Annotated in this window: 18 protein-coding genes; 8 read left to right on the forward strand and 10 right to left on the reverse strand. The window is 65.2% G+C overall.

Going from position 1 to position 24,426, the window contains the following annotated elements; all coding sequences use genetic code 11:
- Positions 1 to 77 precede the first annotated feature (77 nt).
- Together HOP53_RS03005 and HOP53_RS03010 are read left to right on the forward strand one after the other, a co-directional pair.
- Entirely contained in the window at positions 78 to 1,259 is a 1,182-nt protein-coding gene (locus HOP53_RS03005; protein ID WP_234268620.1) for an acyl-CoA dehydrogenase, read from the forward strand.
- Between the two features lie 22 nt (positions 1,260 to 1,281).
- Positions 1,282 to 2,487 (forward strand): CaiB/BaiF CoA transferase family protein, encoded by a 1,206-nt coding sequence (locus tag HOP53_RS03010; RefSeq protein WP_234268621.1) that lies wholly within the window; start codon positions 1,282 to 1,284, stop codon positions 2,485 to 2,487.
- A gap of 60 nt (positions 2,488 to 2,547) precedes the next feature.
- On the opposite strand, the gene HOP53_RS03015 is transcribed toward HOP53_RS03010, so the two are convergent.
- Positions 2,548 to 3,330: a DUF3750 domain-containing protein gene (locus tag HOP53_RS03015; RefSeq protein WP_234268622.1), complete on the reverse strand. Its 783-nt coding sequence runs from the start codon at positions 3,328 to 3,330 to the stop codon at positions 2,548 to 2,550.
- 13 nt (positions 3,331 to 3,343) lie between these two features.
- Positions 3,344 to 4,177, reverse strand: coding sequence for a posphoenolpyruvate synthetase regulatory kinase/phosphorylase PpsR (gene ppsR / locus HOP53_RS03020; protein WP_010628352.1), 834 nt, complete (start codon positions 4,175 to 4,177; stop codon positions 3,344 to 3,346).
- Positions 4,178 to 4,436: 259 nt separating this feature from the next.
- Here ppsR and ppsA point away from each other — a divergent pair, with 259 nt between their 5' ends.
- On the forward strand, positions 4,437 to 6,809 hold the full coding sequence (ppsA, locus tag HOP53_RS03025) for a phosphoenolpyruvate synthase (protein WP_234268623.1): 2,373 nt from the start codon (positions 4,437 to 4,439) through the stop codon (positions 6,807 to 6,809).
- 107 nt (positions 6,810 to 6,916) lie between these two features.
- Positions 6,917 to 8,746, forward strand: coding sequence for a gamma-glutamyltransferase (gene ggt, locus HOP53_RS03030; protein ID WP_234268624.1), 1,830 nt, complete (start codon positions 6,917 to 6,919; stop codon positions 8,744 to 8,746).
- Positions 8,747 to 8,780: 34 nt separating this feature from the next.
- Here the strand turns inward: ggt and HOP53_RS03035 are convergent, their stop codons facing one another.
- The 4 genes from HOP53_RS03035 to acnB form a co-directional block, all read right to left on the reverse strand.
- Positions 8,781 to 10,652 (reverse strand): glycerophosphodiester phosphodiesterase family protein, encoded by a 1,872-nt coding sequence (locus HOP53_RS03035; RefSeq protein ID WP_234268625.1) that lies wholly within the window; start codon positions 10,650 to 10,652, stop codon positions 8,781 to 8,783.
- A gap of 88 nt (positions 10,653 to 10,740) precedes the next feature.
- Positions 10,741 to 11,229: a ribonuclease E activity regulator RraA gene (rraA, locus tag HOP53_RS03040; protein WP_086509644.1), complete on the reverse strand. Its 489-nt coding sequence runs from the start codon at positions 11,227 to 11,229 to the stop codon at positions 10,741 to 10,743.
- A 162-nt stretch (positions 11,230 to 11,391) separates the two neighbouring features.
- Positions 11,392 to 12,003 carry a porin family protein gene (locus HOP53_RS03045; RefSeq protein WP_234268626.1) on the reverse strand — a complete coding sequence of 204 codons (612 nt, stop codon included), beginning with the start codon at positions 12,001 to 12,003 and terminating at the stop codon, positions 11,392 to 11,394.
- Positions 12,004 to 12,319: 316 nt separating this feature from the next.
- Entirely contained in the window at positions 12,320 to 14,923 is a 2,604-nt protein-coding gene (gene acnB / locus HOP53_RS03050) for a bifunctional aconitate hydratase 2/2-methylisocitrate dehydratase (protein ID WP_234268627.1), read from the reverse strand.
- 251 nt (positions 14,924 to 15,174) lie between these two features.
- Between acnB and HOP53_RS03060 the strand changes: the two genes are divergently transcribed.
- The 3 genes from HOP53_RS03060 to HOP53_RS03070 are packed head-to-tail and all read left to right on the forward strand — an operon-like array spanning position 15,175 to position 20,256.
- Complete coding sequence (locus HOP53_RS03060; protein WP_267955203.1) at positions 15,175 to 15,654, forward strand: DUF1289 domain-containing protein; 480 nt, start codon at positions 15,175 to 15,177, stop codon at positions 15,652 to 15,654.
- 3 nt (positions 15,655 to 15,657) lie between these two features.
- Positions 15,658 to 16,290 carry a MiaE family protein gene (locus tag HOP53_RS03065; RefSeq protein WP_234268628.1) on the forward strand — a complete coding sequence of 211 codons (633 nt, stop codon included), beginning with the start codon at positions 15,658 to 15,660 and terminating at the stop codon, positions 16,288 to 16,290.
- A 30-nt stretch (positions 16,291 to 16,320) separates the two neighbouring features.
- Entirely contained in the window at positions 16,321 to 20,256 is a 3,936-nt protein-coding gene (locus tag HOP53_RS03070; protein ID WP_234268629.1) for an ATP-binding protein, read from the forward strand.
- Here the strand turns inward: HOP53_RS03070 and HOP53_RS03075 are convergent.
- From HOP53_RS03075 to queC, 4 genes are read right to left on the reverse strand one after another with little or no spacing between them, the layout of a single operon-like run.
- The gene (locus HOP53_RS03075) at positions 20,253 to 20,546 is read right to left on the reverse strand and encodes a YkgJ family cysteine cluster protein (protein ID WP_234268630.1); all 294 of its coding nucleotides are present in this window, start codon (positions 20,544 to 20,546) and stop codon (positions 20,253 to 20,255) included. The two genes, HOP53_RS03070 and HOP53_RS03075, sit on opposite strands and share 4 nt — an antisense overlap.
- Positions 20,543 to 21,388 carry a 6-carboxytetrahydropterin synthase gene (locus tag HOP53_RS03080; protein WP_234268631.1) on the reverse strand — a complete coding sequence of 282 codons (846 nt, stop codon included), beginning with the start codon at positions 21,386 to 21,388 and terminating at the stop codon, positions 20,543 to 20,545. The genes HOP53_RS03075 and HOP53_RS03080 overlap by 4 nt, the downstream gene beginning before the upstream one ends.
- On the reverse strand, positions 21,388 to 22,032 hold the full coding sequence (gene queE / locus HOP53_RS03085; RefSeq protein WP_234268632.1) for a 7-carboxy-7-deazaguanine synthase: 645 nt from the start codon (positions 22,030 to 22,032) through the stop codon (positions 21,388 to 21,390). The genes HOP53_RS03080 and queE overlap by 1 nt, the downstream gene beginning before the upstream one ends.
- Positions 22,032 to 22,742 (reverse strand): 7-cyano-7-deazaguanine synthase QueC, encoded by a 711-nt coding sequence (gene queC / locus HOP53_RS03090; RefSeq protein ID WP_234268633.1) that lies wholly within the window; start codon positions 22,740 to 22,742, stop codon positions 22,032 to 22,034. Before queC ends, queE begins: the two co-directional genes overlap by 1 nt.
- Before the next feature lie 227 nt (positions 22,743 to 22,969).
- On the opposite strand from queC, the gene trhP reads away from it, so the two are divergent.
- Entirely contained in the window at positions 22,970 to 24,385 is a 1,416-nt protein-coding gene (gene trhP, locus HOP53_RS03095) for a prephenate-dependent tRNA uridine(34) hydroxylase TrhP (RefSeq protein ID WP_234268634.1), read from the forward strand.
- The last annotated feature ends 41 nt before the right edge of the window (positions 24,386 to 24,426 follow it).

Here is a 24,426-nt window from a genome sequence, read left to right on the forward strand (position 1 = left end):
CGGACAAGGGACTTGGCTTTCCGTAATTTTTGCTCTACATTCGATGAAAATGTAGAAATTCCATCAGGAGAGCTGCCATGAGCAATATCACCCCCGTGACCTGGGAAGACCCCTTCCGCCTGATCGATCAGCTCGATGAAGACGAGCGCATGGTCCATCAGACTGCCCACGACTACTGCCAGGACAAGCTGATGCCGCGGGTGCTCGAGGCCAACCGCCACGAGCGCTTCGACCGCGAGATCATGAACGAGATGGGTGAGCTGGGTCTGCTCGGCGCCACCATCGACGGCTATGGCTGTGCCGGCATGAACTACGTCAGCTACGGCCTGATTGCGCGTGAAGTGGAGCGCGTCGACTCCGGCTACCGCAGCGCCATGAGCGTGCAGTCGAGCCTGGTGATGTACCCCATTCACGCCTTTGGCAGTGAAGCCCAGCGCGAGAAGTACCTGCCCAAGCTGGCCACCGGCGAGTGGGTGGGTTGCTTCGGTCTCACCGAGCCGGATCACGGCTCCGACCCGGGCGGCATGTCCACCCGTGCCACCCGCACCGAAAACGGCTGGCGGCTCAACGGCACCAAGAGCTGGATCACCAACTCGCCCATCGCCGACGTGTTCGTGGTGTGGGCCAAGGACGATGAGGGCGTGATCAACGGCTTCATCCTCGAGAAGGGCATGAAGGGGCTCTCGGCCCCCAAGATCGAGGGCAAGTTCAGCCTGCGTGCCTCCATTACCGGCCAGATCGCCATGCAGGACGTTGAAGTCTCCGACGAGCAGCGCCTGCCGGGCGTGACCGGCCTCAAGGGGCCGTTCTCGTGCCTGAACCGCGCCCGCTTCGGCATCGCTTGGGGCAGCATGGGGGCCGCCGAGGCCTGCTGGCACGCCGCTCGTCAGTACACCCTGGATCGCAAGCAGTTCGGCCGTCCGCTGGCCGCCAATCAGCTGATTCAGAAGAAGCTCGCCGACATGCAGACCGAGATCGCATTGGGCCTGCAGGCGGCGCTGCGGGTCGGCCGCATGATCGACGCCGGCCAACTGGTGCCTGAGGCGATCTCGTTGATCAAGCGCAACAACTGCGGCAAGGCGCTGGACATCGCCCGGGTAGCGCGTGACATGCACGGCGGCAACGGCATCGCTGACGAGTACCACGTGATTCGCCACATGATGAACCTCGAGGCGGTCAACACCTATGAAGGCACTCACGACGTTCACGCGCTGATTCTCGGACGTGCACAGACCGGCATCCAAGCCTTCGTAAATTGAGCTGGTGCCAAGGAGTGCAAGCATGAGTCGACCGCTGGAAGGCATCACGGTGCTCGACATGTCGCGGGTGCTGGCCGGCCCCTGGGCCGGCCAGCTGCTCGCCGACCTTGGGGCGCGGGTAATCAAGATCGAGCATCCCGAGCGGGGCGACGACACCCGCGGCTGGGGGCCGCCGTGGCTGGCCGAAGATGACGAGACCGAGCGGGTGGCGGCCTATTTCCTGTGCGCCAACCGCGGCAAGCAGTCGTTGGCGGTGGACGTCGCCAGTGAACGGGGCCAGGCGCTGATCCGCCAGCTCGCCGCCGGCGCCGACGTCATGCTGGAGAACTTCAAGGTCGGCGGCCTGGCCAAGTACGGCCTCGACTACGCCAGCCTGAAGGCCCTCAATCCGCGTCTGATCGGCTGCTCCATCACCGGCTTCGGCCAGGATGGCCCCTATGCGCATCGTGCCGGCTACGACTTCATGATCCAGGCCATGGGTGGATTGATGAGCATCGGCGGCGAGCCCGACGGCATGCCGATGAAGACCGGCGTGGCGATCACCGATGTGATGACCGGACTCTACGCCACCATTGGCGTGCTTTCCGCATTGCACGAGCGCGAGCGCACCGGGCAGGGGCGGCACGTGGACGTGGCGCTGCTCGACGTGCAGGTGGCGGCGCTTGCCAATCAGGCACTCAATGCGCTGGTCAGCGGGGTTTCGCCTGAGCGCCACGGCAACGCTCACCCCAACATCGTGCCTTATCAGGCCTTCGCCTGTGCCGACGGGCATTTGGTGCTCACCGTGGGCAACGACGCCCAGTTCTCGCGTCTGGCCGAGCTGCTGGGCCACCCCGAATGGGTTCGGGACCCGGCCTATGCCACCAATGCCGCACGGGTGGGCAGTCGTGCGGTGCTGGTACCGCTGATCCAGGCGGTCTTTCTGACCCGCGGGCGCGATGAATGGCTGGCCGAGCTGGAGAAACGGGGCATCCCCGCCGGGCCGATCAACACCATTGCCGAAGTGTTCGACGACCCCCAGGTGAAGCACCGTGGCATGCAGCGCACGCTCCAGCGCGGCGATCTCGAGGTGCCTCAAGTCGCCTGTCCGCTACGCTTCGACAGCGAGCCCGCGCTGAGCGAGGTGGCCCCTCCTCGGCTGGGCCAGGACAGCGACGCGATACTCGCCGAGATGGGCCTGACCGCCGAAGATATTTCCCGGCTGCGCCGCGAAGGCATCGTTCGCTGAGCGGCCGTATCAGGAGATCGGCAGTCTCAGGTGAACGACGGTTTCAGGAGAACGACGGTCTCAGGATCGCTCGGCCGGCAGCGGGGGGCAGTCGCCCCGATGCCGGCCGCCTTCACGCAATCCCAGGGTGCCGACGCCGGGCAGCTTGACCCCGAGCGCTGTCGGATCGATGCCTAGCACCAGTCCGCCGATGTTGAGCTCCAATCCCTCTCTCAGTCCCGCTGCGGCACCGAGTACGCCGGCCAGTGACAGTTGCACGCCGGTACCGCTCGGGGTCGCTGCCAACACGCTCCCGCCCAGGTAGTCCTTGCCGATGGCGCTGGAGGGTAGTGCCACGTCCAGCTCCGGTACTTCGCGAATCAGCCAGGCCACGAAGGTGTTGCTGTTGGGGCCCGGCCAGGCGCGATAGTGCTCGCGATAGGGGTACTTGGGTAGCACGGCCTCGATTCGCGCGATGGCACTTTCGGCCTCGCTGCCGCACAGGGTGGCGTGCAACGTCGGCTGGCTGCCGAACCAGGCGCGGTCGGGCGTGCCGACGCGCGAGGAGAGGGCGGGGCGGCCCCAGCCGGTCACTTGGTGCAGAGTGTAGCTGTCGGCGTTCTCCGGCTTGGTGGCCACCCAGGCGTGTACGGCGAAGATGCCGCGCCAGTTGAAGGCGCGGGCCGAGTAGACCTGCACCACGGCAGCGGGGGTCTCGCTTGGTGCTGGGGCCAGTCCTGCGATGGTGCGGTCGGCGCTGCGCCAGTCACCGCGAGTATCGATGCCACCGAACTGCCACATGTAGAGTGGCCCACCGATCAGCAGCAACGTCAGGAGCAGCAGCCCCAGAGACAGCTTGCGCATGGTGAGTTGGGTCTCAGCGCGGCGAGAAGCGCCGAGTGAGTCCCGTCTCGGCGATCATGCGTGTGGAAATCTCCTCCACCGAGAAGCGTGTGGTGTCGATGAAGGGAATGTGCATCTGGCGGTAGAGCCCTTCCGCCTGCTCCACTTCCTGCACGCACTGGTCCAGCGAGCTGTAGCGGCTGTTGGGCCGCCGCTCGTGGCGAATGGCGGCCAGCCGGCGCGGGTCGATGGTCAGCCCGAACAGCTTGTGGCGGTGCTTGGCGAGGGCGGGTGGCAGCTTGAGGTTGCCGTCCTCGTCCTGGTCGTCCTCGGTGAGAGGATAGTTGGCGGCACGAATGCCGAACTGCAGCGCCAGGTAGAGCGAGGTCGGTGTCTTGCCGCAGCGCGATACGCCGACCAGGATCACGTCGGCCTGATCGTACTGGTGAGTGCGGGCGCCGTCGTCGTTGTCCAGGGCGAAGTGCACCGAGTGGATACGGTCCATGTAGACTTCGTCCTTGCCGATGGAGTGGGTGCGTCCCACGGTGTAGCTCGAGTGGGTACCGAGCTCCTGCTCCAGCGGTTTGAGGAAGGTCGAGAAGATATCCACCTTGAAACCCGGGGCGCGGCGTATCACTTCGCGGATCGACTCGTCGACGATGGTGTCGATGATGATCGGCTCCTCGCCGTCACGCACCGCCGTGGCCTCGATGATATCGACCAGGGTGCGCGCCTTGTCGAGGGAGTCGATATAGGGCTTGGTCAGCATGCGTAGCTCGACGTTCTCGAACTGTGCCAGCAGGCTACGACCCAGGCTTTCGGCGGTGATGCCGGTGCCGTCGGAAATGAAGAAGGCGGTGCGAGGCATGTCGTCGGCGCTATTGGTTGTGTAGGGAACCCCATTGTCCGGGCTGCCGAGCGTGGCGGCAAGTTGTCGCTTGGCGGTACAAAGTGCGGCTTGACTACAGGAATCGGGCAAATCGGGCCGTTGTTGTAAAAAACCTCCAGTGACTTCGATGTTAGACCAATGGCGAATATGGCCGCTTGCGTTTAAGGTGGGCAGCATTGCGTTTCTCGCCTCGACAGCGGGTGCGAAAGTCTAGGCAACGAAGATTCAAGGGGGTTACGTGGAAGATTACATCCTGTGGTTCGATCAGCTCGGCATGGACGACGTCGAACGCGTGGGTGGCAAGAACGCCTCGCTGGGCGAGATGATCTCGAACCTGTCGGGGGCCGGCGTCACCGTCCCGGGAGGCTTTGCTACCACTGCACACGCCTATCGCGAATTTCTTGCCCACGAAGGGCTAAATGAGCGCATCAACCAGGCTCTGGCCCGGCTCGACGTCGACGACGTCAACGAGCTGGCCCGGGTCGGCGCCGAGATCCGCCAGTGGGTGATCGACACGCCGCTGCCGCCTACGTTCGAGACGCATTTGCGTACGGCCTACGACAAGCTGGCCAGTCAGCACCCCAATCTCAAGGTGGCGGTGCGCAGCTCGGCCACCGCCGAAGACCTGCCCGATGCCTCCTTCGCCGGCCAGCAGGAAACCTTCCTCAACATCGAAGGCTTCGACAACGTCAAGCGCGCCGTACATGAGGTGTTCGCCTCGCTGTTCAACGACCGTGCCATCTCCTACCGCGTGCATCGCGGCTACGCCCACGAGAACGTGGCGCTGTCGGCCGGTATCCAGAAGATGGTGCGCTCCGAGACCGGCGCATCCGGCGTCATGTTCACCCTGGATACCGAGTCGGGCTATCGTGATGCGGTGTTCGTCACTGCGTCCTGGGGGTTGGGCGAGACGGTGGTGCAGGGCTCGGTCAATCCCGACGAGTTCTACGTCCACAAGTCCACTCTGGCCGCCGGCCGGCCGGCTGTGCTGCGCCGCAATCTCGGCTCCAAGCTGATCAAGATGGTTTACGGCGAAGACGCCAGCGCTGGCAAGTCGGTTTCCACCGTCGACGTGCCGCTCAAGGATCGTGCCCGCTTCTGTATCAGTGACGACCAGGTAATGGCCCTGGCGCGTCAGGCGGTCACCATCGAGGAGCATTACCAGCGCCCGATGGACATCGAGTGGGCGCTGGACGGCGACGACGGCGAGCTCTATATCGTCCAGGCGCGTCCGGAAACCGTGGTCTCCCAGCAGGAGGGCGGCAAGCTCGAACGCTTCCACCTCAAGGAGAAGGGGCGCACCCTGGTCGACGGTCGCGCCATCGGTCAGCGCATCGGCCGTGGCACGGTCAAGATCGTGTTCACCCCTGAGGAGATGGACAAGGTCAATGCCGGCGACGTGCTGGTCACCGACATGACCGATCCCGACTGGGAGCCGATCATGAAGCGCGCCTCGGCCATCGTCACCAATCGCGGCGGCCGTACCTGTCACGCGGCGATCATCGCCCGTGAGCTTGGCATTCCCGCCGTTGTCGGCTGTGGCGACGCCACTGAAGTGCTGGAAGACGGCCGCGACGTCACGGTCTCCTGCGCCGAGGGCGATACCGGCCACGTCTATGAAGGCCTGCTGGACTACGACCGCCGTGTCACCAGCGTCGATTCTATGCCGGAGATCCCGTTCAAGATCATGATGAACGTGGGTAACCCGGATCGTGCCTTCAGCTTCGCCAGCCTGCCCCATGCCGGCGTCGGTCTGGCGCGCCTGGAGTTCATCATCAATCGCATGATCGGGGTGCACCCCAAGGCGCTGCTCGAATACGACACCCTGCCGCTGGAGCTGCAGCAAACCATCAACCTGCGTACCGCCGGTTATGCCAGCCCCGTGGATTTCTACGTCGACAAGCTGGTGGAAGGCATCTCGACCCTGGCGGCGGCGTTCCATCCCCAGCGGGTGATCGTGCGTCTTTCCGACTTCAAGTCTAACGAGTACGAGAACCTGATCGGCGGCAAGCTCTACGAGCCGGGTGAAGAGAACCCCATGCTCGGCTTCCGCGGCGCCTCACGCTACGTTTCCGATGCCTTCCGTCCGTGCTTCGAGCTCGAGTGCAAGGCTCTCAAGCGCGTGCGCGACGAGATGGGGCTCGACAACGTCGAGATCATGGTGCCCTTCGTGCGCACCACCGAAGAGGCCCGCGAGGTCGTGGAGCTGATGGCGGCCAACGGACTCAAGCGTGGCGACAACGGGCTCAAGGTGATCATGATGTGCGAGCTGCCGGCCAACGCGCTGCTGGCCGAGGAGTTCCTTGAGTACTTCGACGGCTTCTCGATCGGTTCCAACGACCTGACTCAGCTGACCCTCGGTCTGGATCGCGATTCCGGCATCGTGGCCCACCTGTTCGACGAGCGAAACCCGGCGGTCAAGCGGCTGCTGGCCATGGCCATCCAGGCCTGCAAGGCCCAGGGCAAGTACGTCGGCATCTGCGGTCAGGGCCCCTCCGATCACCCCGATCTGGCCAAATGGCTGATGGAACAGGGCATCGATTCGGTGTCACTCAACCCCGATGCGGTGCTGGAAACCTGGTTCATGCTGGCGGGGGAAACGCTGGCCTAAGCAAAGCGTACTTAGGTTACAAACTGACCCGATTGAACACTCTCAATCGGGTCTTTTTTCGCCTATGCTTACTCCTCTTACATGGAGTTACCGAGGGGCTATTTTTCATGGACATGCGCTCTGTCTTCTTCCCCCGACGCTGGCTGGCCTGCGTCGTTTCATCGTGTGCGTTGGGCCTGCCGTTGCTGGCGTCCGGCGAGACGGCGTTTCAGTACGAGGCTCCCGCGATCGCCCCGGAGTCGGCGTCCGGCTACAGCGAGAAGCCCGGCTGGGCCACCGAGCGTTTTGCCGTGGCGGCGGCCAACCCGCTGGCCACCGACGCCGGCTACCAGGTCCTCAAGGCGGGGGGGTCGGCAGTGGATGCCGCCATCGCCGTGCAGATGGTGCTGACCCTGGTGGAGCCGCAGTCGAGCGGTATCGGCGGCGGTGCCTTCCTGATGCACTACGACGGCAGTGAAGTGAAAGCCTACGATGGCCGCGAGACGGCCCCGCGGGCGGCCAGTGAGTCGCTGTTCCTGAATGGCGAAGGCGAGCCGCTCGAGTTCATGGAGGCGGCAGCCAGTGGGCTCTCGGTCGGCGTGCCGGGCACCGTGCGCATGCTGGAAAAGGCGCATGAGCGTTATGGCAAGCTGCCCTGGGCGGAGCTGTTTGCTCCGGCCATAACATTGGCAGAAGAGGGCTTCGAGGTCAGCCCTCGGCTGCATACCAGCCTTGCCGCGGAGGAGCGGCTGCGCGACGATCCTCTCGGCAGCGCCTTCTACTACACCGAAGAGCGCGAGCCCTTGCCCCAGGGGCATCGCCTGCAGAACCCCGCTCTGGCCGAGATCCTGCGCAAGATCGCCGAAGAGGGCAGCAAGGCGCTGCATACCGGCCCGATTGCCGAAGACCTCGTCTCCCGGGTTCAGGGGCATTCCGGCCGTCCCGGGGCGATCAGCCTGGAGGATATGGCCACCTACGTGGCCAAGGAGCGTGAGCCGCTGTGCACCGATTGGCAGGCTTACCGGGTATGCGGCTTCCCGCCGCCTTCGTCCGGCCATCTCACCATCATGCAGATTCTCGGCGTCATGGAACAGCTGCCTGACATCGAGGAGCCGATAGAGGAGGATCGCCCCAGCACGGAGTGGCTGCATCGCTTCCTCGAGGCCTCGCGGCTGGCCTTTGCCGATCGCGGCAAGTTCATTGCCGATCCGGATTTCGTCAACGCCCCGGGAGGTGACTGGAACAGCATGCTCGACGCCGAGTACCTGGCCAAGCGCGCCGAACTGATCGGCGAGCGCAGCGTGGGACCCGACGGCGCGGAAGCCGGCAACCCGGGCGAGGTGGAAATGGCCTGGTCCATGCAGCTCCCTCAGCCGGAGTACGGCACTAGCCACATCAGCATCATCGATGAAGAGGGCAACGCCCTGGCCATGACCACCACCATCGAGGCCGCCTTCGGCTCGCGCATTCTGGCGGACGGCGGTACCGGTCTGGCGGGTGGTTACCTGCTCAACAACGAGCTGACTGACTTCTCGTTTCGTCCGCTGGGGGCCGATGGCACGCCCATCGCCAACCGGGTGGAGCCCGGCAAGCGGCCGCGCTCCAGCATGAGCCCCACGCTGGTGTTCGATCGCGAAACCGACGAGCTGGTAGCGAGCCTGGGCTCGCCCGGCGGTGCCGCGATCATTCACTACACGGCCAAGGCGCTGGTGGCCATGCTCGAGTGGGGGCTCGATGCCCAGGAGGCACTCGACCTGCCTCACGCCATCACCTTGGGCGGACCGGCCTACCTCGAAGAGGGGCGCTTTCCCGCCGAGGTGCTCGAAGCGCTCAATGAGCTTGGCCATGAGGCCAGCGAGCGCGAACTGGTCAGCGGTTTGCAAGCCATTCAGCGTACCGAGGACGGTTACTTCGGTGGGGCCGACCCGCGCCGTGAAGGCGTGGTGATGGGCGATTGAGGGCACTGTGTGGGGGGGCGCTCGGGCGCTCCCCTCAGCGTCGTAGCCAGTTGCGCAGCTTGACCAGCAGGATCGCGCCGTCGCCGAGCTCACGTCGGTCGTCCATGAGCTCCACGAGTCGATCCGGGTAGTCGGTGATGATGGCATCGACCCCGAGATCGATCATCTGCGACATTCTGGCCCGGTCGTTGACCGTCCAGGCATGCACCTCGTAGCCGAGCTCACGCGCCAGGCGAATCTCGTTGGGTGTGATCCTGTTGTGGCGTAGGCCCAGGGCGTCGAAGCTACGCCGGTCCAGCGTTCCCGGCATCACCAACTGAGCCAGCAGCGTCACGCGCAGCTCCGGTTCCCGTTCCTTGACCATCTCCAGCACGCCGCTGGACATCACCGCTAGACGCGTATCCTCTGCGGCATTCGGTGTGCCGCAGCGGGCGGCATCGGCCGCGCTCGCTTGGGCCAGGCACTCACGCCGGGCCTCGTTCTCCCGATGCAGCGAGGCGATCACCGCTTCCACCAGCGGTTCTTCCAAACCCGGGTCGGGCTTCATGTCGATCATCAGCGCGCTATGCCCGCGGACTGCGGCGAAGGCCTCGTCCAGGGTAGGAATGCGCTCGCCGATGAAGGCGTCGCCGAACCAACTGCCGACGTCGAACTGGCGCAGCTCTTCGAGGGTGAGGTCGCGTACGTTGCGCGGATCGCCGGTGAGGCGTTGCAGACTGCGGTCGTGGTAAAGCACCACCTCGCCGTCGGCGCTGAGCCTTACGTCGATCTCCACGTAGTGGGAGCGATCCTCCACGGCGCGTTCGATGGCGGCGAGGGTGTTTTCCGGGGCCGCCATGGAGCTGCCGCGGTGGGCGATGACGGTGACCTCGTCACGCAGTTCGAAGCTGTTGACGATCCACCAGGCTTGGAACAGGGCGAATACCAGTACGGCCGCTTCCACGCTCCAGGCCAGGCGGCCGGGATGGGCATCGGGCGGAGGTGGTGCGGGGCGCGGCTCGCGATGCGCGAGGCGCAGGTAGAGGCAGGCCGACAGCAGCGCATTGGCGGCGATACCGAGAAAGGTAATCGCCAGCGTCACCAGCACGTAGCCGGTCACGTACGTCAGCATGGCGGGGATGAGCACCGCGTTGCGTTCGGGCAGCCACCACAGCATCGGGGTGAAGACCCGGTCGAAGAGGGCAGTGGCGACGAAGGGCAGGGCCACGATGATGAGCAGTACGGCTATGACGACAAAGGCGACCTCGGCACGGTGGCCCCGGGTCAGATCGCGGCTGCGCCTGAGTGCCGCCAGCGGGGAGAGGCCTTCCAGCGTGGCCACCGGTAGCGCGAGTATCCAGCGCACATAGAGCGATGCGGCGATCAGCGCCCAGCCGACCCCTAACGGAACCGCTACGCTGAGATACGTCCAGTAGGCCGGGGGGCGCATGCGCAGCACGTAATAGGGGTCGAGGCCCCCTATGACGATGTCATAGAGCCAGCCCAGCAGCAGAACCACGGGCAGCAGCAGCAGCAGATGGGCGCCTACCTGAAGCACCACCAGGCCGGCGAGAGTGGGCACACGACGCAGCGTCTGCCAAAGCGCAATGAAGGCGAGTCGGAAGTGGTTGTCGCGGCGCTTGACCGCCACCAGGATCATGCCGGCCTGCTGCAGGTACAGAATCAGGAAGGTCAGACCGATGGCAGCCAGTAGCCAGAGCATGCCAGTCGGGCTGAGCAACAGGTCCAGCAGCCCGGCGTTGGTGATCACCGGTCGATCGAAGTGACCGAGCAGGCTCGTCAGCGTCCATGCTACCGTCGGCAGCAGCAGGCTAGAAGCCAGCAGGGTAAAGAAGAGGTGATACGCCACCAGCGGTCGCAGGTGCTCTCGCAGGCTGCGCAGCACATCCACGCCGAGTGACTTCATCCGCTCTCCTGCTTCCGCTCAAGACTCATGTCCATAGCGTGGCATCGAGGTTGCCGGCAGAGCAAGGCCCTGTGCCACGACGAGAGACTCAGCTCTCCAGCGGTAGCCGCTCCTCGGCGACCACGATGCCGTTGTTGTCGGCGTACAGCCACTGGCCCGGGCGCAGAGTGACGCCGGCAAAAGTCACTGCTACGTCGCGGCTGCCCTCACCGCGCTTCTCGCTCTTGCGCGGATGAGCGCCCAGGGCGTGCACGCCCAGATCCGTCTCGGCGAGCACGTCGACATCGCGTACGCAGCCGTACATCACGACACCGGACCAGCCGTTGTCCACGGCCTGTTCGGCCAGCATGTCGCCCAGCATGGCGCAACGGTGCGAGCCGCCGGCATCCACCACCAGCACGGCGCCCTCGCCGGGTTCGCTCACTGCCTGCTTGACCAGCGAGTTGTCTTCGAAGCATTTGACCGTACGAATCGGACCACAGAAGGCTTCGCGGCCACCGTAGCTGACGAAGATGGGATCGAGGACCTGGACTTCCGGGTGGGCATCGCAGATATCGGGCGTGATGATGGCGCTCATCGAGGGCTCCTTGCCTGGGGATGTGTCACGGGATGATGCCATAACGCCTGTTGCCCGGCCTTCATCGATTCGTCGCAAGACGGCCGACGCCGGAAGAGTCCGGCGTCGATACACGAGTCGTCTTGGGCCAGGCGTACTGGGCCAGGCATATGGGGCAGAGGTCTAGAAGCGCCACCCCACCGAAGCGGTGAAGGTATCGATGGTGTAGTCGCTGTCGAGGTCGTAGCGCTCGTACTCGGCGCGGATCAAAACGGGGTTGAAGTTGAACTGAGCGCCCAGACCGTAGACCGGGTCGAAGCCGTCGTTGTCCTGCAGGTTGAGCTCGGCATCGCCCAGGTTGCCACGCACCTCGGTTTCCCAACTGGCGGCACCGATCTTGGCGAAAGGGGTGAACCAGTCGGTGATGGGGAGTTGGCCTACCACGCTGGCGCCATAGGCCGTGGATTCCAGATCGGTGCTGGCGCCATCGGTGCCGCGCAAGCGCACGCGGCCCAGATCGGCGTAGAAGGCCTCGACCGCCAGGTAGCGGTTGAACTGATAGCCGGCGAAGACCTTCCATACGTTGTCGTCGTCGTCGATGCTGAAGTTGCGGCCACCGCTTTCGATGAAGTTGTCGACTTCGTCGCGGTCGTTTTCCAGTGAGCTGAAACCGGTGCCCAGCCCGAGGTAGGCATACTGCTGATGCGGCTCGTAGTGGGTCTGCGCCTGAGCTCCGTTGGCGAAAACCAGCGTGGCAGCCGTGAATGATAGGCAGAGGAGTGTTCTATTCGACATGTTCTGACTCCTTGAATGTCCCTTGTGGTGTCCGTCCCTCGTTCCTTCCATCCCTCGTTCTTCATGCGAGAGCCGGCTTCCTGGCCGACAGATCCGCACATAGACCTATTAACACTAGACATGCCTAACGCGTCTCTCAAGGCGGCGAGGGTAAAGAAACGTTGCGAGGCGCGGCCGGTCGAGCTTCATGCAGCGGCCAATAAAAAAGCGCCCTCGTGAGAGGGCGCTTCGTTCATCGGCTCCGGCATCCGTTTTCTGATGCCATCGATGTTGCGAGCATCGGAGTCGAACTTGATTCTATCAGAACCTAAGGGTATCAGGCTTCCTGAGCGACCGGAATCACGTTGGAAGCGGCGTTCTGATACTCCTCGATCTCATGGAAGTTCATGTAACGATAGATCTCGCTGGCCATGGCGTCGAATTCACCCATGTAGCGCTGGTACTCTTCGACGGTCGGCAGGCGACCTTCCACCGCGGCCACTGCCGCCAGCTCCGCTGACGCCAGATAGACGTTGGCGCCGTCGCCCAGACGGTTGGGGAAGTTGCGGGTGGAGGTCGAGACCACGGTGCTCTTGGCGGCAACGCGGGCCTGGTTGCCCATGCACAGCGAGCATCCCGGCATCTCCATGCGCGCACCTGCACGACCGTAGATGCCGTAGTAGCCCTCTTCGGTCAGCTGATGCTGGTCCATCTTGGTCGGCGGTGCCAGCCACAGGCGGGTCTTCAGGCTGCCGGCCGGCTGCTTCTCGAGCAGCTTGCCCGCGGCGCGGAAGTGACCGATGTTGGTCATGCACGAGCCGATGAAGACCTCGTCGATCTTCTCGCCGGCCACTTCGGAGAGCAGGCGCGCGTCGTCCGGATCGTTCGGCGCGCAGAGTACAGGCTCCTTGAGCTCGGCCAGGTCGATCTCGATGATCTCGGCGTATTCGGCGTCCTTGTCGGCGCGCATCAGGCTCGGGTTGGCCAGCCACTCTTCCATGGCCAGGATGCGACGGCTGATGGTGCGCTCGTCACCGTAGCCATTGGCGATCATCCACTTGAGCAGGGTGATGTTGGACTTCAGGTACTCGCTGACGCTCTCTTCACCCAGGGTGATGGTACAGCCGGCTGCGCTGCGCTCGGCGGAGGCGTCGGAGAGTTCGAAGGCCTGCTCGACGGTGAGGTCCTCGAGGCCTTCGATTTCCAGTACGCGGCCGGAGAAGGCGTTCTTCTTGCCCGCCTTGGCCACGGTCAGCAGCCCCTGCTTGATGGCGTAGTAGGGGATGGCGTGGACCAGGTCACGCAGGGTGACGCCCGGCTGACGCTTGCCCTTGAAGCGCACCAGCACCGATTCCGGCATGTCCAGCGGCATCACGCCGGTGGCGGCAGCGAAGGCCACGAGGCCCGAGCCGGCCGGGAACGAGATGCCCAGCGGGAAGCGGGTGTGGGAATCACCGCCGGTGCCCACGGTGTCGGGCAGCAGCATGCGGTTGAGCCAGCTGTGGATGATGCCGTCACCCGGACGCAGGGAAACACCGCCGCGGTTCATGATGAAGTCGGGCAGGGTGTGGTGGGTTTCCACGTCGACCGGCTTCGGGTAGGCCGCGGTGTGGCAGAACGACTGCATCACCAGATCGGCCTGGAAGCCGAGACAGGCGAGGTCCTTGAGCTCGTCGCGGGTCATCGGGCCGGTGGTGTCCTGGGAGCCCACGGTGGTCATCTTCGGCTCGCAGTACATGCCCGGGCGCACGCCCGCCATGCCGCAGGCCTTGCCGACCATCTTCTGCGCCAGGGTGAAGCCCTTGCCGGTGTCCTTGGGCTGCTCGGGCAGGCGGAACACGTCCGACTGGGGCAGACCCAGCGACTCGCGTGCCTTGCCGGTCAGACCGCGGCCGATGATCAGCGGGATGCGGCCGCCGGCGCGCACTTCGTCGAGAATTACCTGGGTCTTGAGCTCGAAGGTGGAGACCACTTCGTCGGTGCCGTGCTTGCACACCTTGCCTTCGTAGGGGTAGACGTCGATCACGTCGCCCATCTCGAGCTTGGAGACGTCCATCTCGACCGGCAGGGCACCGGCGTCTTCCATGGTGTTGAAGAAGATCGGGGCGATCTTGCCGCCGAAGCAGAAACCGCCGGCGCGCTTGTTGGGCACATTGGGGATGTCGTCGCCGAAGAACCACAGCACGGAGTTGGTGGCCGACTTGCGCGAGGAGCCGGTGCCGACCACGTCGCCCACGTAGGCAACCGGGAAGCCCTTGGCCTTCACTTCCTCGATCTGCTTGAGCGGGCCGGTGGTGCCGGGCACTTCAGGCACGATGCCTTCGCGCTCGTTCTTGAGCATGGCGTTGGCGTGCAGCGGGATGTCGGGGCGCGACCAGGCGTCCGGAGCGGGGGAGAGGTCGTCGGTGTTGGTCTCGCCCGGCACCTTGAACACGGTCAGGGTGATCTTCTCGGCCAGCGCCGGCTTGGACAGGAACCATTCGGCCTCGGCCCAGGACTGCATGACGTCCTTGGCGACTGCATTGCCGGCCTTGGCGCGCTCTTCCACATCGTGGAAGGCATCGAACATCAGCAGGGTGTGCTTGAGCTGTTCGCCGGCTTCCTTGGCCAGCTCGCTGTCGTCCAGCAGCTCGACCAGGGTGGCGATGTTGTAGCCGCCCTGCATGGTGCCCAGCAGCTTGACGGCGTGAACCTTGTCGACCAGCGGAGACTGCGCCTCGCCCTTGGTGATGGCGGTCAGGAAGCCGGCCTTGACGTAGGCGGCCTCGTCGACGCCCGGCGGAATGCGATTGGTAAGCAGGTCGAGGACGAACTCCTCTTCGCCAGCAGGTGGGCTCTTCAGCAGCTCGACCAGCGCGGCAGCCTGTTCGGCATTCAGGGGCTTCGGCGGGACGCCCTCGGCGGCGCGTTCTTCGACATGTTGGCGATAGGCTTCAAGCACGTTGGGGCCCTCATCTGGTGTGTTGCCCAAGGCAGGGCGATACGTCGATGATCCTCGACGAAGTGCCTGCCTTGGCGGGGAAACAACCGTAGTCACTGGGTGCCGCGATTCTACGGGAAACTGTCGACAATGTTAAGTTGGCCCGCCGGGCCGGGCGCTAGACTTTGGTCGCCGCGATGTTGTCGAACTACAACGTGCCACTCGCGGCGGGTCGCGTTACCATGGGGCCGTTATATGAAGGGAGAGCGGTGATGTGCGCGCGTATCGCCTCGCCTTGTGTGGGGCTCTGTTCGACGACGCTGGGCGACCCGATATGTCGCGGTTGCCAGCGAACGGATAGCGAGATCGGCGAATGGATGGCCCTCACAGCCGAGCAGCGCAGCCTGCGCATGGCGCAACTGGATAGCCTGCGTGAGCGAGTGGCCGGGCGCTTTCTGCAGGTCGACGACGAGGCCATGCTGGAGGCGCAGCTGCGCCGCTACCGCATTCGCTTTCGCCCGGAGCAGCCGCCCTTGTCGCGGGCGGTGGAACTGTTGCGGGTCGGCCGCGATCGTATCCGCGACCTGTCGCGCTATGGCCTGAAGCCTCTGGAGTGTGTCGCCGGACTCAGTGCGGCGGAGCTCTATGCCCGCCTGGGCGAGCGCTTGCTCGAGGCTGCCGGCGAGCGTGAGGCCTCGAGCAGATCCTCGCCGCTTCCCCATGATTCGCACGACCAGGAGTACCGAGCCTGAACCATGTCCGAGACTCTCGAAGCGCCCCATGACGTCGAGCTGCCGCCGAGCCTGCTCGCCTTTCTCGCCTGCCCCACGCCCGATGCGTGGGTCGAGTGGGCGCTGAAGAACCCCGATCTGCTGCTCATCGACCACGCCCAGTGCGAGAAGAAGGCCGCTTCCACGGCGATGAGCCTGCTCTATCGCTATGTCGACCAACCCCTGCTGCTGTCCAAGATGTCGCAGCTCGCCCGCGAGGAGCTGCTGCACTTCGAGCAGGTGGTCAAACTGATGGAAGCGCGCGGCATCGAATACCGCCATTTGAGTGCATCACGCTATGCCGAAGCGCTACGCAGCCACGTTCGCCCTCAAGAACCGGAGAGACTTGTCGATATCCTCATCATCGGGGCATTCATCGAGGCGCGAAGCTGCGAACGCTTCGCCAGGCTGATACCCCACCTCGATCCCGAACTGGCCCGATTCTATCGCTCGCTGGTCAAGTCAGAGGGCCGGCATTTCGAGGATTACCTGATGCTGGCCCGGCATCTTGCGAAAGATCCCATTGACAAGCGGGTGGATTTCTTTGCCGAATGCGAAGCACAACTAATAGTCACGCCGGACACGGCGTTTCGTTTCCATAGTGGCGTGCCGGCCTGACGCCGCCACTTTGCCATGCAGGGTTCCGTCATGCAGGACGCTTCAGATATCGTGCAGAACAGTGAGTGTGAGCAGCTGGCGTTGTTCGGCCAGTTCTCGCTGGCACTGGGTGATGACGTACTGACCCAGTTCAGCTACGACAAGGTCAAGGCGCTGCTGGTCTATCTTCTGCTACACCACCAACCGGTCAACCGGGCCAGCCTGGCCGAACTGCTGTGGCCCGACCAGGGGCTCTCGTCCGGTCGTACCAACCTGCGTCACGCCCTCCACTGCCTGCGGCAATCTCTGGGCGAGGAAGCGGAGCGCGTGCTGGTCGTGTCACGCCAGACCATCGCCTTCCGACGGCCGGACAGCTGGCGCTTCGACCTGCATGAGCTGCAGCAACTGCTGGAAGGCGAGCAGGACGTGGAGACGCTTCAGTATCTGCTGCGGCGCTACCGCGGCGATCTGGTGGAGGAGCTGCAGCTGCCGGCCTGTACCGAATTCCAGCGCTGGCTGGTGCAGTTGCGCAACGAGTGGCGCCAGCGTGTGATTCGTTTCGCCGAAGGCGTGCTCGAGCGCCACGATGACGTGCCCGACACCCTGCTGCAGACCCTCGTCAGCCGTTTTTCCGGCTATGGCCCGTTCCACGAGCGGCTGGTACGCCAGCTTGCCGAGCAGGGCCAACTGGCCGCTGCCCATGAGCAGTACAACGCCTACCTGCAGCTGCTGGCGCTCTCCGGGCAACAACCCGAACCCAATTTCCTGCAGCTGGCGCGCTACTGGTCGGACGGAGCTCCCGATCTCAAGAGCCTGTCGCCCCAGGGGGCCTTCTCGCGCACCCTGGCCCACGGAAGTTCTCCGCTGCGTGAAGACGAGATTGAACAGCGTCAGCTGTCGGTAATGGCCATTCGGCTGCGGGTGAAGGGGGAGTTTTCCGCCCGTGACGAGACCCGCGCCTGCCTGGCGCTGCAGATCGAGCTGATGCGTTGGCTGGAGCAGCAATGCCATCACCTGGGCGGTTTCTGGCTGCCCGGTGCCACTGGCGGGTTGGGGCTGGCCTGTTTCGGCACCCATGGGCCGGCCCATCAGCTTGCCGAGCTGGTGGCGCTCTACGAACACTGCCGCCGTGTGCTGCCCGACGAGGTGAGCCGACACTGGAGCGGTGAGGACGAGCCCCCACGTATCGAACTTGCCGCCGGCCTCAACAGCGGGCGGGTGGTCTATCTGCCCGAACGCCAGTTGGTCGATCCGCTGGGGCAGGTGACTCAGGGCTCGCTGGAACTGATGAGCGCCGCCGAGGGCAGCGAACTGGTGATCTCCCAGGAGGCCAGTCAGCACATGCCGCCTGCGCTGGACCTGCAGCCGCGTCTCTCTTCGCGGCTGGTGGCGAGCGACGGTCGGGTGCGCCTGCGGGCGCTGGTGCTGGGCCATAACGAGGGCGGCCGCGATGCCATGCCGCCAAGCCTGGTGGGGCGCGAGTCGTCGCTGCGGGTGCTGCGCGATGCCCTGGCCCGGGCCGGCATCGGCCTGCGCCAGAGCGTGCTTGTACGCGGTGCCTCCGGCATGGGCAAGTCGGCCCTGATGGTCGGCTTCCGCCAGCTCGAGCTGAGCCGCGACGCCGCCATCTGCTGGCAGCCCACCACACGGCTTTCCGTGCTGGAGCCCTACGGAGTGGCGCGCACGCTGTTGCGCTGGCATCTGGAAGGCAAGCTCGACCAGCCGTCACTCGAGGCGCTGGTCGCTCAGGTCGACCTGTCGCTGAGTGCGGAGCAGTTGGGTCTGCTCGAGGAGGCGCTGGGCGTCCGCGAGTCGCCCGAGGTGGCGCAGCTGGCCAAGAGCGGCGAGGCGGCCGACCTGGTGGTGGCTTTGCTGTGTCGCGTCATCGAGCGGCAGGCCATCGAGCGCACCCAGGTGCTGATGGTCGACGACCTGCAGTGGCTCGACGAGCCCTCCTTCCGTGTCCTGGCAGGGCTGCAGGCTCGCCTGCCGATCAACTGCGCCTTCCTGCTGGTGGCCAGTCATCATGGCCGCGAGGCGCTGCCGACCCGGCTGCACTGGGACCAGCAGATCACCCTGGGGCATCTCGATGCCATGCAGTCGTCACGCTTGCTGTCGCAGCTGGCCCGACGTTACCGGCTGCATCTCAGCCCACGGCTGCGCGGACAGATCATCGAGCGCTGTGACGGCGTGCCGCTGTACATGCAGGAGATCTGCCGGCGTCTGGAGATGGATCGGCGCGAGGGGCGCATGGTGCATCTCGATGAGCTGCCCAGAGGCCTGCTGGGTCTGCTCGCCGGACGCATCGACCAGCTCGACGGCGACCGCGAAGTGGCGCATGTCGCCGCGGTGCTGGGGCGTCGCTTCCGGCTCGATTTCCTCGCCGAATGCAGCGGCTGGGATATGACCCAGCTCAATCGCGCGCTGGAGCAGATGCGCCGTCTGGAGATCATCGAGCCGGCAGGCGGCGAGGGTGGCGGTCGGGAATATCAGTTCAGCCATCAGCTGCTGCAGGAGGCCGCTTACCTGTCCTGCCCGCGTGATGTGCGGGTGCGCATCCACCGCCAGGTTGTCAGCCTCATCGAGGAGCGCTTCCCGATGTGGATCGGTCGCCACCCGGGCGACTTCGCCACCCACCTGCGCCGCAGCGGCCACTATGCCCGCGGTGCGCGCTACTTCGAGCTGGCGGCGCGCGAAGCGCTCAAGGTCAGCGCCAATCGCACCGCGCTGAAGATGGCCGACTTCGGTCTGGCCAGTCTGCGTCACGTGGAGAACCAGGCCGAGCGCGAGATCAGCCTGTTGACCGTGCGGGGTCAGGCCGCCTTTGCCCTGGAGGGCCACGGTTCGCCGACCGCCCATGAAAGCTTCGTCCGCGCCCGCGAGCTGCTGGTACAGCATGAGGGCTGTCACGCCGAGGACGCCGAAGACCTGGAGCAGGCCTTCCTGGTCAAATGGGGCCTGTGGGTGGGCTGCAGCCAGCGTCACGCCCATGCCGACGCTTTCTCCCTCGCCGCCAGCCTGGCGACGATCGCCGGCAAGCTCGAAGATCCTCGCTATCAGCGTCTGGCCGATTACGCGCGGGCCAACTGCGAATACTGGGCCGGGCGCATTCGTCAGGCCTTCGAACATCTCGACGAGATCGCCCCGCTCGAGCAGCCGATGATGATCGAATGGCTGCCGTTCTCCGAACACCCCCAGGTGGCGGCGGCCTGTTTCCAGGGCTGGGCCATCTGCCTGCGCGGCGACTACCGGCGGGCCGAGCAGCAGGTCGAGTCGGCGATTCGCCTGGCCGAGCGTATCGGTCACCCCGGCTCGCTGGCCATGGCGCTGCTGTTTGCTGCCGCCCTCTATCGCCAGCTCGGTCACGTGCATCTGGCGGCTCGTCGCGCCGAGCAGGCCGTCGCTCTGACCGAGACGCCCGATCTTCATCTGTGGCAGGTGTCGGCCCAGGGCATCCTCGGCTGGCGCCGGGCGCTGTCGGGCGATCGTGACGGTCTGACCATGATGGAGCTGGCGCAGGAGGAACTGGGCGAAATCACCGGGCGCGACCGCTACCATCGCCCCAATCTGTGGTACAGCGATGCTTGCTTGGCTCTCGACGAGCTCAGCCGCGCCGAGGATTATCTCGATCAGTGCCTGATGATTGCCCGCGAGCGCAGCACGCTGTTCGTCTCCGAGCTGGCGGTTCAGCTCGCCCATGTGCGCGATCGGCTGGGGCGCCCCAAGGAAGAAGTGAAGCTGCTGGTCGACCAGGCGCTGGAGTGCGCTCGCCAGCATGAGAACTGCCACCAGGAGCTGTGTGCGCTGGAGGCGTGGCTGACCCTCATCGACTGTCGTGACGAGCCAATGCGCGAGCAGTTCCGCTCCCTCCTGGACAGCGTGAGCCACAGCGATGCACCGGTACTGATTCGCTGGCGTACCTTGCTCGACCGTCCACTGCTGCAGGTGAGTGAAGCCAAGGACCGGGTGGTAGTAGGTAACGGTTAGTTGGTGGTGCCGCACTCGAGCAGGGCGATGCGCTGTAGCGCCTGAGTGCGGCTTTCACCGCACAGCTCGCGGTCGAAGGCGAAGCTCTCGCACACCTTGGGGCGGCGCGGGTCGTCGAACAGGCGACACAGGTTGCGCTCGTCGAGCTGGATACAGCGCACCTGGGCCGGCTTGCCGTGGGGCATGCCGGGTATCGGCGAGCTGATCGAAGGCGCGATGCAGCAGGCACCGCAGCCTGGGCGGCATCCCGATTCCCGCCTTGCCGTCGACGCCTCGCTCCTCTGTCTCACGGCTTGGCCTCGGCTATTGCACCCTTGTCGATTCCCTCGAAAGCCTGCACCCGGGTGGAGCTACCCGTTTCCGCGGCGATCTGGCGCGCCAGCCACACGGCAATGTGCTCGATGGTGGTTGGGGTGTCGAGCACGAGGCAGCGCTCCAGCGGCAGGCGCAGCTGAAAGCGGCCCTGTTCGGCGCGGTAGCGGCTGGTCAGGCTGCGGCGCAGTTCCGGCTCGGGGTGAGTGACGATATCGGCTTGGTCTACCAGGTAACGGTCGTTCAGACGCTCCGCCCAGTGATCCTCCAGTGCCGGACAGCGCTGACCGCGCTGCCAGATGTGCAGGCGTGAGCGATGGCCGTGGGCGATGCGCTGGCAGTTGCCGGCGTGGTGCCTGAGGCCATGGCTGTAGGTATAGGCGGCGCCCTCGATGACCTCTGGGCGCAGACGCAGGCGGATGGCGCTGACCCGCGGCGGCGGACGCTTCATCAGCTCATGGGCAAGGTGATCGGCAAGCCGCTCGGGCTCGATCTGCTGCCATGGTAGCAGGGTGAAAGCCTGGCGCGGTGCGCGAACTTCCATGGCATAGGGCAGCGAGGCGCGTACGCAGATGCCTTCGCTGCACTCACTGACCTCGACGCCAGGGGCGCGGGTCGGCACCAGCAGCGTATGATCTGCGCTGACATCCAGGCGCGACTTGATCCACGGCTTGACGAGGCCGAAATCGAACAGCATGCCGTCTTCGCCGAGTTCGCCGTCGAGCTCCGCGTCGACGAACCAGCTGACGCCGATCAGGCCCCGCTGCGGGCACCACAGCGAAGAGTCGATTTGAGTCAGGCGGTTGACGAACAGTGTCATCAGTCGATCCCCGTGATCTTATGTGTCTGCAGCGACAGGCGCCACATCGGGTGGGCCAGGCAGTAGGCCACGGTGGCGCTCACGTGCTCATCGTTGGCCGGCAGCACCGTGGTGTCCATGGGCTGCAGGAAGTGGTAACTGAAAGCGAGTTCGGCGAAACGTTCGGGCGGTGCCTCCGCCTGGGGGTAGACCAGCTTGAGTTCGTCACCCGCCGTCAGCGCCAGGGGCGTGGCGCCCTTGGGACTCACGCATAGCCAGTCGATGCCGGCCGGGGCGGGCAGGGTGCCGTTGGTCTCTACCGCCACCTCGAAGCCACGGGCATGCATGGCGGCGATCAAGGCCGCATCGAGCTGCAGCAGCGGCTCACCACCGGTGAAGACCACATAGGGGGTCGCCACGCCGGCTGTGTCGGGCCAGAGCGCCGCCAAATGGTCGGCCAGGGCCTCGGCGCTGGCGAAGCGTCCGCCGTTCTGGCCGTCGGTGCCGACGAAGTCGGTATCGCAGAAGTGGCATGCCGCGTTCGGCCGGTCCTGCTCGCGCCCCGACCACAGGTTGCAGCCGCTGAAGCGGCAGAACACGCTGGCACGTCCGGCCCGCGCGCCTTCCCCCTGCAGCGAATAGAACGCCTCCTTGACGTGATACATCAGACGCCTCCCCTGGCAAGGTCGGGTCGTGGCGCATCGACAGCATACTCGAGCGGGTCCGTCTGGCCATTGGCGGCAAAGGCCGCCAGACGTTCGCGGCAGCTGCCGCAGCGCCCGCAGGCCAGGGCTTCGCCGCGGTAGCAGGTCCAGGTCTTGGCGTAGTCGAGGCCCATGGCCAAGCCGTCGGCCAGGATCTCCGCCTTGCTGGCGCGCAGGTAGGGCGCATGGATCTCGACCGGCGAGAAATTGGCGATAGCGGCCACCGCGTTCATGGCTTCGACGAACGCGGGCCGACAGTCGGGATAGAGCACGTGATCGCCACCGTGGGCGCCATAGTCGACACGCTCGGCGCCAACGTTGACCGCCTTGGCGATGGCCAGCGAGAGCAAAATCATGTTGCGGTTGGGCACCACCGTGGCGGCGAGATTCTCCTCGCCGTAGTCACCCTCGGGCATGTCGCGGCTGGCATCGGTCAACGCCGAGTTGTCGATCAGACCGTGAATGGCGCGAATGTCGACCACCTGATGCGGCATGCCAAGCTCGGCACAGACGCGTGCCGCAATCTCGAGTTCGCGAGCGTGGCGCTGGCCATAGTCGAAGGAGAGGGCCGTGACGTTCAGGCCTTCGCGCAGGGCACGGTGGAGTACGGTATAGGAGTCCATGCCGCCGGAGTAGATCACGACGGTGGCGCGTGGGGTCGCTTGGGTCATGGTAAGGCTCTGTATCGGAGAATTTGTCGCTCCCCGCCTGCGGCGGGGCACCGGGATCCGGTCCGGCGCGGCCCAGTCTACCGGTTGGAGCGAACGCTGGCCAGAGCCGCACCCACTTGCTAGACTTCCTGCCCCTCTATCTCAGCCCTGCGTTTCGCCGACAGCAAAGCGTTTTGTCGACAGCGGAAATGGCGCAGTGCTGCATCGTCCTGAAAACGGTGACTCCAATGAAAGCTCCCGAACTGCTCTCCCCGGCGGGGACGTTCAAGAACATGCGCTACGCCTTCGCCTATGGCGCCGATGCTGTCTATGCTGGCCAGCCGCGGTATTCCCTGCGCGTGCGCAACAACGATTTCAAGGTCGAGAACCTGCACAAGGGCATCGCCTATGCCCACGATCGGGGCAAGCAGTTCTACGTGGCCTCCAACATCGCGCCGCACAACAGCAAGCTGAAGACCTACCTGCGCGACATGGAGCCGGTAATCGAAGCCGGCCCCGACGCCCTGATCATGTCCGACCCGGGCCTGATCATGATGATCCGCGAGCGCTGGCCGGAGCAGGTGATCCATCTCTCCGTGCAGTCCAACGTGGTCAACTGGGCGGCGGCCAAGTTCTGGTACAAGCAGGGCGTCAGCCGCATCATCCTGTCGCGCGAACTCTCATTGGAAGAGATCGCCGAGATCCGTGCCGAGTGTCCGGAGCTGGAGATCGAGACCTTCGTCCACGGTGCGCTGTGCATCGCCTATTCGGGTCGCTGCCTGCTTTCCGGTTACTTCAATCATCGCGATCCCAACCAGGGCACCTGCACCAACGCCTGCCGCTGGAAGTACAACACCGTGGCGGCGGCCCAGGACGAGACCGGCGATCTGGTGCCGGCCAATTCCGCGGCGGCCCATGCGGCCAGCGGCGTGTGGACGCCCGGCCAGGGCGGGTTGATCGCGTCGGGCAGCGGCAGTGCGAACTACAGCACGGCGACGGCCGGCGGTGTGGAAGGACAGGACGAGCTCTCGGCCTTGATCGAAGACGCCACTCGCCCCGGCGAGCTGATGCCGATCTTCGAAGACGAGCACGGCACCTACATCATGAACTCCAAGGACCTGCGCGCGGTGCAGCACGTGCCCAGGCTCACCGAGATGGGCGTCACCTCGCTCAAGATCGAAGGGCGTACCAAGTCGCACTACTACGTGGCGCGCACCGCCCAGGTCTATCGTCGTGCCATCGACGACGCCGTGGCCGGCCGGCCCTTCGACATGCGCCTGATGGACGAGCTCGACAACCTGGCCAACCGCGGTTACACCGAAGGGTTCTATCGCCGCCATGTCCACGACGAGTACCAGAACTACGAGCGCGGCAATTCGGTCGGGGTGCACCAGCAGTTCGTCGGCGAGGTGACCGGTTACGACCCGGATCGCGGCATGCTGGAAGTCGAGGTCAAGAACCGCTTCGAAGTGGGCGATGGCATGGAGCTGATGCTGCCAGGCGGTAACCGTCGCTTCGTTCTCGAGCACATCGAGAACAAGCACGGCGAATCGGTCCAGGCAGCACCCGGCTCAGGCCATGTGGTGCGCATTCCCGTGCCGGGCGAGGCTATCGCCCCGGAGCGCATCGAGTTCGCGCTGCTGATGCGTGACCTGCACGGGTAGGCGTCGCGGGACTTCACCGCATAGACGAAAAAGGGCGGCCG

It is taken from the genome of Billgrantia ethanolica (assembly GCF_021404305.1).
Classification (GTDB): domain Bacteria; phylum Pseudomonadota; class Gammaproteobacteria; order Pseudomonadales; family Halomonadaceae; genus Halomonas; species Halomonas ethanolica.

What these genes read in the sequence shown, in the direction of transcription:
- HOP53_RS03005 (WP_234268620.1), top strand. Translation starts at nt 78, where the DNA reads ATGAGCAATATCACCCCCGTGACCTGGGAAGACCCCTTCCGCCTGATC.
- HOP53_RS03010 (WP_234268621.1), top strand. Translation starts at nt 1,282, where the DNA reads ATGAGTCGACCGCTGGAAGGCATCACGGTGCTCGACATGTCGCGGGTG.
- HOP53_RS03015 (WP_234268622.1), bottom strand. Translation starts at nt 3,330, where the DNA reads ATGCGCAAGCTGTCTCTGGGGCTGCTGCTCCTGACGTTGCTGCTGATC.
- ppsR (WP_010628352.1), bottom strand. Translation starts at nt 4,177, where the DNA reads ATGCCTCGCACCGCCTTCTTCATTTCCGACGGCACCGGCATCACCGCC.
- ggt (WP_234268624.1), top strand. Translation starts at nt 6,917, where the DNA reads ATGGACATGCGCTCTGTCTTCTTCCCCCGACGCTGGCTGGCCTGCGTC.
- HOP53_RS03035 (WP_234268625.1), bottom strand. Translation starts at nt 10,652, where the DNA reads ATGAAGTCACTCGGCGTGGATGTGCTGCGCAGCCTGCGAGAGCACCTG.
- rraA (WP_086509644.1), bottom strand. Translation starts at nt 11,229, where the DNA reads ATGAGCGCCATCATCACGCCCGATATCTGCGATGCCCACCCGGAAGTC.
- HOP53_RS03045 (WP_234268626.1), bottom strand. Translation starts at nt 12,003, where the DNA reads ATGTCGAATAGAACACTCCTCTGCCTATCATTCACGGCTGCCACGCTG.
- HOP53_RS03060 (WP_267955203.1), top strand. Translation starts at nt 15,175, where the DNA reads ATGTGCGCGCGTATCGCCTCGCCTTGTGTGGGGCTCTGTTCGACGACG.
- HOP53_RS03065 (WP_234268628.1), top strand. Translation starts at nt 15,658, where the DNA reads ATGTCCGAGACTCTCGAAGCGCCCCATGACGTCGAGCTGCCGCCGAGC.
- HOP53_RS03070 (WP_234268629.1), top strand. Translation starts at nt 16,321, where the DNA reads ATGCAGGACGCTTCAGATATCGTGCAGAACAGTGAGTGTGAGCAGCTG.
- HOP53_RS03080 (WP_234268631.1), bottom strand. Translation starts at nt 21,388, where the DNA reads ATGACACTGTTCGTCAACCGCCTGACTCAAATCGACTCTTCGCTGTGG.
- queE (WP_234268632.1), bottom strand. Translation starts at nt 22,032, where the DNA reads ATGTATCACGTCAAGGAGGCGTTCTATTCGCTGCAGGGGGAAGGCGCG.
- queC (WP_234268633.1), bottom strand. Translation starts at nt 22,742, where the DNA reads ATGACCCAAGCGACCCCACGCGCCACCGTCGTGATCTACTCCGGCGGC.
- trhP (WP_234268634.1), top strand. Translation starts at nt 22,970, where the DNA reads ATGAAAGCTCCCGAACTGCTCTCCCCGGCGGGGACGTTCAAGAACATG.